General features: G+C 41.3%; 8 protein-coding genes. 4 read left to right on the top strand and 4 right to left on the bottom strand.

Translation table 11 applies throughout. From position 1 onward, the window contains the following. Positions 1–39 precede the first annotated feature (39 nt). Positions 40–1,167, bottom strand: a complete 1,128-nt coding sequence (locus tag F824_RS0110920; RefSeq protein WP_019597929.1) for an NAD(P)/FAD-dependent oxidoreductase — start codon at positions 1,165–1,167, stop codon at positions 40–42. 78 nt (positions 1,168–1,245) lie between these two features. On the opposite strand from F824_RS0110920, the gene F824_RS0110925 reads away from it, so the two are divergent. Together F824_RS0110925 and F824_RS0110930 are read left to right on the top strand one after the other, a co-directional pair. Next, positions 1,246–1,725, top strand: coding sequence for an Mpo1 family 2-hydroxy fatty acid dioxygenase (locus F824_RS0110925; protein ID WP_019597930.1), 480 nt, complete (start codon positions 1,246–1,248; stop codon positions 1,723–1,725). A 181-nt stretch (positions 1,726–1,906) separates the two neighbouring features. Next, a complete protein-coding gene (locus F824_RS0110930) occupies positions 1,907–3,922 on the top strand; it encodes a cation:proton antiporter domain-containing protein (protein ID WP_019597931.1) in 2,016 nt (671 codons plus the stop codon). A 7-nt stretch (positions 3,923–3,929) separates the two neighbouring features. On the opposite strand, the gene F824_RS0110935 is transcribed toward F824_RS0110930, so the two are convergent. Beyond that, complete coding sequence (locus F824_RS0110935) at positions 3,930–6,221, bottom strand: patatin-like phospholipase family protein (RefSeq protein WP_019597932.1); 2,292 nt, start codon at positions 6,219–6,221, stop codon at positions 3,930–3,932. Positions 6,222–6,402: 181 nt separating this feature from the next. Between F824_RS0110935 and F824_RS0110940 the strand changes: the two genes are divergently transcribed. Continuing rightward, complete coding sequence (locus tag F824_RS0110940) at positions 6,403–7,023, top strand: DUF4494 domain-containing protein (RefSeq protein WP_019597933.1); 621 nt, start codon at positions 6,403–6,405, stop codon at positions 7,021–7,023. A gap of 82 nt (positions 7,024–7,105) precedes the next feature. On the opposite strand, the gene F824_RS0110945 is transcribed toward F824_RS0110940, so the two are convergent. Continuing rightward, a complete protein-coding gene (locus F824_RS0110945) occupies positions 7,106–7,705 on the bottom strand; it encodes a hydrolase (protein WP_019597934.1) in 600 nt (199 codons plus the stop codon). Positions 7,706–7,828: 123 nt separating this feature from the next. On the opposite strand from F824_RS0110945, the gene F824_RS0110950 reads away from it, so the two are divergent. Beyond that, positions 7,829–8,845: a PAS domain-containing protein gene (locus tag F824_RS0110950; protein WP_236613159.1), complete on the top strand. Its 1,017-nt coding sequence runs from the start codon at positions 7,829–7,831 to the stop codon at positions 8,843–8,845. On the opposite strand, the gene F824_RS0110955 is transcribed toward F824_RS0110950, so the two are convergent. Then, positions 8,842–10,584, bottom strand: coding sequence for an efflux RND transporter periplasmic adaptor subunit (locus F824_RS0110955; protein ID WP_019597936.1), 1,743 nt, complete (start codon positions 10,582–10,584; stop codon positions 8,842–8,844). The two genes, F824_RS0110950 and F824_RS0110955, sit on opposite strands and share 4 nt — an antisense overlap. Positions 10,585–10,588: the final 4 nt, after the last annotated feature.

Below are 10,588 nucleotides of genomic sequence, written 5' to 3' on the forward strand. Positions count from 1 at the left end.
AAAACTTTTGAAGACTGAAATTAATAAAATTCTTGAACTTTACACTTCATTAAAATAGCAAACAAGCTCTCCTGCGGTTTGCCAACCAATGGCTACTCCCATTCCTCCCAATCTCACTGCAATGCCTACTCCGGGAAAAGGCATAGAGACAATCGGGGTTTTATTGGGCCCAAAACCCATTATCCCACTCCATTCCATTTCTATTTCAGGGACTTGACCGGGAAACAGAAATTCCTCCACAATTCCTTTCAAATAATTTTTGATATTTTCATTTGTCCCAAAGGAAGTGGTGTTTTCAATATCGAAAGCCATATTTCTCCCTCCACCGATCAATAATCTATTGTCAACATTTCTGAAATAAACATATCCTTTGTCAAAATGAAATGCTCCTTTCCAGGGAATTGCCATGGAAAAGGGTTTTGTAACCAAAATGAGTCCCCTTCCCGGTTGGATATCGAGTTCCGGGAACAATGTTTTTGAAAAAGCATTGGTACAAAGTGCCAAATGCCGCGCTTCAAACGTGATGGATGTATCCATCACTGAATGGCGGACAATCACCAATTTTTCCTCCACAATCACTTCTCCCACTTCCGATCCCGTCAAAATTTTGACCCCCAATTCCCCACATTTACGCCAAAGGGAATCAATGAATTTGCCACTGTCTAATTCTCCTTCAAATTTATTCTCAATTACTGCCAAAACCTTTTTGCCAAAACCGAAATCCCCCACTTTCCCCACTGTCTCAAATACCTTTTGTTTGAAGATGGGCATTAGCAGCTCGTTGATTCGAGAAAGGTGCTCCAATGCAGGAAGCTCCCTTTCGGTAATCAATTCATAACCATGATTCGACACATAATCAAGAGCTTTGTCTCCGAAGACCTTTCTGATAGCCAGTAAACCCTTGTATCGGCGTTCCACCAAATCCAAAACATCCTCCTGACTCAACTGTTCAAGATCGTCCAGTATTTCCGTAACACTCCCAAAACAGGCAAACCCTGCGTTCCTCGTGCTTGCCCCGCTTGGAAAAACTCCTCTCTCCAAAACCAATACCGTGCTTTCCGGAAATTTCCATTTATATTGAATAGCTGTAGAAAGCCCAACGATTCCTCCGCCAATGACAATCAAATCATATTTTAGAAAATTTTTCTTTTCCCAATAGCTCAACATTTTTCCTGCCTGTTCAATAAATACGAAGACTATTTATTAAATTAAAGCTGGGAATCCAATTAAACACCCAAAAGAACAATGAGAAAAATTGACGCCTTGCTTTACGAATACGGCTTAAGCCACCAGAATGAAACCAACAAGGCCATTCATTGGATATGTGTCCCTGCGATTTTTTTTAGCATTGTTGGTCTTATCTTTAGCATCCCTGCAGGAATCCTTGATTCGCTTTCTCCATTTTTGCACAACTTTGCAAATTGGGCGACCGTTGTGTTGGTATTGGTCTTGATTTATTATGCCACGCTATCTCCTCCATTGGCATTGGGTATGTTGCTGTTTTCTGCCGTTTGTCTGGCAATGGCCAATTTGATTGACCTGATTTCACCCATTCCGTTATGGACTGTAAGCTTATCAATTTTTGCAGTCGCATGGATTTTTCAATTTTATGGTCATAAGATTGAAGGAAAAAAACCTTCCTTTTTAAAAGATATCCAATTTTTACTGATCGGTCCAGCTTGGCTCATGCATTTCATTTACAAAAGATTTGGGTTTGCATATTGAAAAAAATGAATTGAACAAAACAATACCAAAACCAATTGAATTCAGGCACTTACACTGTATCTAAGCGATCGTTTCCTTTCCAAAAATCCATTTCCCAGAACAGTTCTATAAATAAAACCAAATGAATAGCGCCTAATATTGTATTTTTAGGATCGTTTCATCATTGGTATCAAGCAGATTTATGCATTTCTATTCCCTTGCTTCGGTTGAATTTCCTTTACTTTCCGATATTGTAGTCATTTTTGGGCTGGCCACTTTGGTGATTCTTTTGTTTATGCGAATGAAGATTCCGACCATCATCGGCTTTCTGTTTACCGGGGCTTTGGCAGGCCCATATGGGCTTTCATTTGTGAAGGCCTCCACGGCGGTGGATGTGCTATCGGAAATCGGTGTGATTCTCTTGTTGTTTGTCATCGGGATGGAATTCTCGTTGAAAAGCTTGATGGCAATCAAAAAAGCCGTTTTTATTGGGGGAAGTCTTCAGGTCTTTCTCACCATTATAGTTACTTCCCTGCTTGCCAATTTATTGGGTTTTGATTGGAATATTGCCGTTTTTATGGGCTTTTTGTTTGCCTTGAGCAGCACAGCAATCGTCCTTAAACTCCTTCAGGAAGCCGGGCAAGTGAATACCATTTCGGGAAGGACAACGCTTGCGATCCTGATATTTCAGGATGTGATCATCGTACCCTTGATGCTCTTCACCCCAATGCTTGCTGGGCAATCCGACAATATTGCACTTTCCTTGTTATTCATGGCGCTGAAGGCTGGATTGGTCATTTTGATTACCATCGTAAGCGCAAAATACCTGATTCCCACTTTGCTCTATCGGGTGGCTAAAACCAAGAGTGAGGAATTGTTCCTCTTGAGCATCATTGTCACTTGTTTTGCGGTCGCCTATCTTACCTCCTTACTGGGGCTTTCCTTGGGGCTCGGTGCTTTCCTGGCCGGTTTGATCATCAGCGAATCGGATTACAGCCACCACGCCACCGGCAAAATACTCCCCTTCCGAGAGATTTTCCTCAGCTTCTTTTTTGTATCCGTCGGAATGCTCTTCGATATCGGCTTTCTTTTTTCCAATATCTTGGTCATCCTTTCCCTTACTGCCTTGACGATCTTTGTGAAATTTATTTTGGTTGCCATTTCGGTCAGAGCCATAGGTCAGGGATTTAAAGAAGCATTTATTGTAAGTTTTTCAATTTTTCAAGTCGGAGAATTTTCGCTTTTGTTGGCCAAAGAGGGATTGAAATTTGAGCTGTTGGATGCTGACACCTATCAGTATTTTTTGGCGATTTCGATTCTGACGATGGCCATTACCCCTTTTGTGTTGAAGAAACGGGAAACACTTGCCTGTGGCATCCTGAACCTCCCTATCCCCAGTAAATTGAATAAAAAGTACGGGAATGAAAATGTCCCTGAAATCACTTTAGAAAAGGAAGGATTGAAAGATCATTTGGTCATCATTGGCTATGGGCTCAACGGTAGAAATCTTGCCAAAGCCGCGAAATCAGCAAAAATCCCCTATGCGATCATCGAGATGAATCCCGAAACTGTGCGAACAGAATCCGCCAAAGGGGAACCCATTATTTTTGGAGATGCATCCATCGATGCCATTCTGGAACATGTGAACATTCACAAGGCAAGGGTGGCCGTGATTGCCATTTCCAATGCGGACGCGACGAAAAGGATCATTTCAAACATCAACAGGATCACCCAAAACCCCTTTGTAATCGTCAGGACCCGGTATGTGAATGAGATGGAAGAACACTTCAAATTGGGCGCCGATGAGGTGATCCCTGAAGAATTTGAAACTTCCATAGAAATATTCACCAGGGTTTTGACCAAGTATTTGGTCCCAAAACTTGACATCGAAGCCTTTACCGAAGAGGTCAGATCGAGAAACTATGAGATGTTCAGGAGTACTTCCACGGAAGAAGAATCCAAACTCAAATTTGATCTGCCCGAAATCAATTTTATCAGCCTGAAAATTGAAAAAGACTCTGGAAGATTCATCAATAAAGCCATCAAAGACGTACGTTTAAGAGAACTGGCAGGAATTAACTTAGTCGCCATAAAAAGGGATGATACTACGATTACGGAGATCAATGGCGACCACAAGTTGAAGCTGGGTGATTTGATTTACGTAGTTGGAAAACCGGATGCCTTGGAATCCTTTCGTGACGAAATGGGATTTGAATAGCAAGTTGTTATTCCTTTGGCACCAGCCATTTTATTTCCTTTATTTTCTGAAGGGAAATTGTGTTTTTGGAGCTGTTTATGTTGTCAAGGATGGTTTTCTTTTCCTTGGCCGTCAAGCGCCAGTTGAGTGATGCTCTTTGGGATTCATAATCCTTCAGGCTAACATCAGTGGATGATTCGACAGGCTTACTTTGTTTCAGAAAAGGAATGGTAGAATATTCAAACTCAACTCTATTCAATTCAAAATCAAGTGTTTCACGAAGGTAATTGTACAAGGTTTCATTGTTGATGGTCTGTACTTTGTCCCAGTTGATGTAAATATTTTTTAGGGGTGTGAAAATTTTCTGGATAATGGTCGGGTTCAATTTGGGGTCGATTTCCTTGGCTTTTTCAGAATCCCTAATGGAAATCATGGTGACACCAGACGTGTTTTCCTTGATCCAATCCTCAAAAACGTACATAAAACGCAATGCATCCTGAATCCCAAAATTGTCTGATAATCCAGCATCCATGGTTTCCATGGTCGGAATGGAAGGCAGCTGTATATTAGGCGTGAAGAAAGGGAAAGTCGCACCCATCCGAAGGGCGCTGATAAACCTTAGGTTTAGGGCGTCTTGATCATAAAAAAAGCGCTGAAAATCTATCGATTGGCTTTTTTCACTACCCTCTCTTTCTGGCAGGTGAGATACACCCATATAGCTCATGGATTGGGGAGATATGATCAATTTCCTCCCATCATTGATAATCAGAGGAGTGATCAGCATCATGGGAATCTGGCTTTTGTATTCTGGTTCTAAATAAGCAGAAATGGGTTTTTCCAAAATCCCCTTGGTATTGATGTTCAATTGGTTCTCAAAGGCATAACCTCGGTCTTTCAAATATCTCCTGCCATTGTATTCAAAATATTGATTTCTTATCAAAAGGTCATTGACCAAAAGAGTGAATATAATGGGGTTCAAATTATCGGAAGACATTTGATCCAGGTAGATTGGATCGAGGATATCGATGGAATCGTCTTCCTTTGACAAGAGGTAAAGTTCCCTGAAAAACGCGGCGCCTATAATCCCTCCTGAAGCACCTGTGATAAGCTGGGTATGGTTAAACAATTCCCCATTGGTCGTTTCCTCGAGTTTTTGAAGCACTTTAAGTGTCCACAGTGCGGCCCTTTGCCCCCCTCCGCTGGTGGTCAGCATGACCATTTTTGGCTTTTGGTTTTCAGGAAATTTTTTCCGCCAATTGTCCAAAATTTGAATGGTATATTCTCTATCCTTTTTCACCGTGTCTGGGTGAAGAAGTTCATTGAGATGGTTGAGGTTATAAGTTGTTGGAATCGTATCGTAATTTAAACCAAAAGCGGTGTGGGGCCTATTGAACAAATCGGAATTTGACAGAAAATTAATAACCAAAGCACCTAAAATCACGACGGGAATCGACCATTCCCGAAGCCAAAAGACCAGTGCACCTACCAACATGGTCATTACCGAAAAAAGCAAGATTCCGCTTGCCGCAGCGGGGATTTGTAAAAATGTATTTTCTCTGAAGAAACCCAAGAACAAGATTACCCCGATCAAAGTAGTTTGAATAATGAACAAATTCAGATGGTTTTGGTCAAAAACCCGCAACAATTGTTGTCCTTGAAACCTTGAAAGATCCTTCCGAACCTCCCTGACAGTAAAGTCATAACACAGATAGTTCTCCACTTTGTCTTGGATTTTCTTACTGTCTTTTATTTGCCGCAACATGTGCGCCCTTGGAATCTTGGTCTTGCGGAGTTGCTTTTCAAGTGAATCGGCAAAAAGCACAAAGAAGTTTTTATTGGTTATGCCGAAATAAAGAAAGATCAAGGAAAAGGTAAGCAGCGTGCCTCCTGCAAATCCAAGAAAATACTGGAAGACATGCCAGTTGCTCTCCGGCGCATTGTCCAGCTGAAAATCTATAAAACAATAGAGGTACAGAACATAAAATAAAAGCGGGATAATGAAATTATTGATCGTGTATTGGATAAAAGGTCTCGGCACTACGGCCAGAAACTTGAATTTGGCTCCATGGAGGATATAAGTGGTCATATGAAAGGACATGGTAAAAATACCCAAACCGATTCCTACCAAAAAAAAGCCCTTCCAGGAAACGCTGTTTAAGTATTCCGGATCCAACATCAAGTACGGAATACCCAGAACGGTCCCGAATTTTTGGATGACAATCAATGTCAGCAATGCCCAAGGAAGAATTAGGAGCAAATCCTTTCTTAAATGAAGGAGGAGCAATTGCACTGGAAAAGAATAAAAGATCTTAAACCACATCTGTAAATATTTCTTGGATAATATACAAGATTTTCAGAAACTAAAAAGATTCTTGCTCCATTTTTGCCAAGTCGGAAGCCAAAGGCTATGATTGCGAACAATTTCCTTAAATAATAAAATGCATTGGCACTTTTGCCAATAGTCGTTACCTTCGCAAGGATAAATTTAAATAAAGACAATAATGAGAACCTGGTTTTTGTGTAAGGTAAAATATGCCAAAGAAAATGAGCAAGGCCTGCTCAAAAATGTTTCCGAGCAATATCTTGTAGATGCCGTATCCTTCACGGAAGCAGAAGCAAGAATATACGACATGCTGGGATCGGTCATTCGCGGAGACTTCCAAGTGACCAATATCAGCAAAAGCAATATTGTGGACGTTTTCTATTATGAAGATATCGATGTTTGGCACAAATGCAAAATCACCTATTTGGTGACAGATGCTGACAGCGGCAAAGAGAAAAAAGTAACACAATTTATGTTGGTCACTGCCCATGATGTAAAAGAAGCCCATGAAAGGATTTTTGAGAGCTTGAACAATATGTTGGTGACTTTCCGTGTGCCGGAAATCGCGGAAAGCCCAATTGTGGAAATTTTCCCTTATGAGAAGGAGGACGAAGAATTATTGCCGCCTCCAGGCGCCAATCTCCGTCCAGTGAGTGAGGTTAAAGCTGAGCAAGAGAGAAGAGACCAAAACAGGGCTGAATTGGAAAGTGCCAGACTCCAAAAAGAATCGGAAGCAGAAGATGAGGATGATTTGGAAGTCGCCCAAAGATCTGAAGAAGACGAAGAAGACGAGTTTTAGACAGAAGGAGGGCTTGGATTACCAAGCCCTCCTTTTCTTTCCCATTCAATTTAAGAAAGGAAAATGTTTTTGGGAGGACAAGCTACTTTCTCAACTGGTTTTTGACCACAAATTCTATCAGTTCATCGACCGAAATCCCGGCCCTTTCGCTTGCATCGGCAATATCTTCCCGGCTTACCTGGGCGGCAAAAGCCTTATCCTTCAGCCTTTTTTTAACTCCCTTTACTTCCATTTCCTCATACCCCTGAGGGCGCATGATAGAATAAGCATGGACAAATCCTGACAATTCGTCAAAGGCATACAACATCTTGTCCATTTCCGTAGTGGGATCAACACCAAAATATCGCGGACCATGACTTGCGATCGCCTTGATGATCCGGGGATCAATTTTCCGTGCCTCCAATTCCTCAATGATTTTTCGACAATGATGATCCGGCCATTGATCCCAATCGGCATCATGCAGCAATCCGGACAAATACCACATGTGTTGCGTCTCAGCATCGTATCCCTTGAATATTGCATAGGCCTTCATGAGATGCCCAACTTGCTTCATGTGAAAAACCAACTTCTCATTTTTCACCCAATCGGTCAGTAATGACATGCTTTCTGCATCATTCAATACATTTCCGAGATTTTCTTCCGAACCGAATTCCTTTCGGTTCAATGCATGGCTAAATTCCATATTTGACAAGGTGTTTTTATTTTAAACCCATTTTTATGTATTACAAATTATTTAATACGCATTTTATGGAAATTTTTGCAAAATTATTTATAATTTTGCCTGGTGGAGAATAATTCAACTCTTTTGGCTTCAAACCTAAAACCCTTGATGGGTTCTGATTATTTTTACTTTGTCCAATTGAATGGAGAAGATAAAATAATTTTATCCAATGACAAATGGAGAAATCAATTATCCTTCCTCACTGATTCATTTGAAGGGCATTGCATTTCAGAATACATTTTTCATAAGGATTTTTCAAACTTTCAGTTGCTGCTGAATGAAGCCAAAGAAAATAACAAAACCAGATTTAACCTTGATTTAAGGAAAATCAATTCCGAGGGGATTGATTTTCACTGGACCCATTGGGAATTTTCTATTTCTAAAAATGAGTTAGGCACCTTTGAAGTATTGGGAATTGGGCACGATATTCAAAAAACGAACGAAAAAAATATAGATTTCCCGAATTTCATTCATGAGCATCAGGTCAAAAATGAAATTATGGAAGGTTTGTTCGAAGACAACCTGATGGGTTTTTGGATTTGGAACTTAAAGGATTCCCAAGATCACCTCAGTTATTCCCTCAAATCCATGCTGGGATATGAACAAGGAACGGATAGCCTTAGTGACATCAAATGGCAAAAACATATCCATCCATCTGATAAAAGAAAGGTCCGAGAACGGCTTAAGGTGCATTTCGAAAGTTTTGGCAAAACCCCCTTTCATTGTGAATTTCGGGTCCGATCATTGGATTTGAAAGATTTCTGGGTGATAGGTTATGGAAAAGTCATCAAATGGACTCTTGATGGAAAGCCACTCACCATGATTGGATGCTTTCTGGATACCTCCGAGAAGAAAAAATCCGAAGAGCTATTGGAAAAGCAAAGCAAATTCCTAAAGGACCTCACCTTCAACCAGTCACACATGATGCGCTCCAAACTTGCCAATATTATGGGGATTTTAGAAGTGATGGACCCCAAAATGCAAAACGATGAAAATTCTGGATACCTTCACCTCATCCAAGAAGAAGCGAAAAAACTGGATGAGGTACTTAAAAAAAGTATCTACAGCTCCAGTTCTTTCAATAGGGATGAAATAATTTAATGTAGATGAATTGGCGCCACATTTTTGGGTTTTGCCCGATCCATTTCCGCCTTATACTCCCCCTTCACTTCCCCACAGGTCAGCATTGCCGCGCCAAAATATGGGTTTTTGATTTCTTTTTCCAAACTCAACCAATAAGCACCTTTGTCATTGTCTGCCATCGGACAATATTGCTTGTAGACTGAAGCCTCAGTTACCCCGAAATAATCGACGGATTCAATCATGCCATCCGATATTTTTTGAAAAAAAATTCTTTGGGTTGCCAAATCATCACTTTTTTTCAAATTTTCCAAATTGGTTTTCAACCCACCAAAAAGCGGCATCCAAACATCATGCGCATTTTTTTCCAACAAGGACATCTCCACTTTGAGCAAATTTGTCAAAAACTTGTCCGCTTGGGTCTGCGTTGCTCTAGGATCCGATTGGATCAAGACATCCTTTAGAAGAATATAAGTTTTCAAAACCTCCCCCAATTGATTTTTGAAAGCCTCAGGAACCTGAATTGTTTTAGAAACAGGCTTGCCCATCATGCTGTAATTCCCTCCCAATTGCGCTGCCGCATCAATGGAAAAAACACCATTGGTCACTACCTCCTCGCCTTCTTCCAATCCCGCAGCAATCAGATAACTTTCTCCAGCCCTCGGTCCCAAAGTCACTTCCCTCATTTCAAAAGCGGGCGCTTCTTTGTTTCCTTTTTGGATATACACCACCGACCGCTTCCCTGTCCAGAGGATCGCTGATTTGGGCACTATCAATCCGCCCATTGTTTCCACGCCAGAAGTTTTGATCAATCCATTGACAAACATTTCGGGTTTAAGCAACATCCCCGTATTTTTTGCTTCTGCCCTGATGGACAACGTTCGGGTGTTGGGATTCAACATAGGATCAATGTAGGAAACCTTGGCTGGAAATTCCCTTCCCGGAATTGCCTGTAATGTGAAGATCACATTGTCTCCCACCTTGATCGCCGCCAAATCCGATTCATAAGCATCCAGCAAAACCCAAACACTGCTCAAATCCACAATCTCAAACAAAACTGTCCCTCTGTTGACAAAATCCCCCATGGAGATATTTCTGGAAACAACCACTCCGGAAGCCTCAGAAAAAATATCGAATTGGGTCTGAACCTCGTTTTTTTGCTCCATCGCTGATATCTGTGCATCAGACATTTTCCATAATCTCAATTTCTCTTTCGCCGCTTCATAAAGCAGCGGATTGGAAGCTTTCATTTTGGCGGTTTCCAGTAGTTCTTTCTGGGCATTCACCAAGTCAGGGGAATAGATTGTGGCCAGTTTCTGCCCCTTCTTGATTTCCTGACCGGTAAAATTCACATACAATTGATCGATGCGTCCGGAATAGTTTGCGGCGAGATTATAGATGCGCTGTTCATCCGCTTTGATTTTACCGGTCAAACGAATTTGATTTTCCGCATTCCCCGATTTTACCCGAGTAGTCATCACGTTGGAGAGGGCCGCTGCTTCAGCTGTCATTTCAAAAATGTAAGGATCTCCTCCTGATGCTCCTTGACTTAAAGGAGTAAGCGCCATTCCACAAATCGGGCATTGGCCGGGTTCATTCTGGCGGATCTGTGGATGCATCGAACAAGTATATACTGTTCCATCTTCTGCGATATGCTCGTGGGTTTCGGCCCCACCATTTCCCCGGATCATCCAGCCAATAACTCCGCCAAAAAAAAGGCAGCCCAGGACAATCACTATAATATTTTTTTGATTTACCATGATT

Source organism: Rhodonellum psychrophilum GCM71 = DSM 17998 (assembly GCF_000381545.1).
Classification (GTDB): Bacteria; Bacteroidota; Bacteroidia; order Cytophagales; family Cyclobacteriaceae; genus Rhodonellum; species Rhodonellum psychrophilum.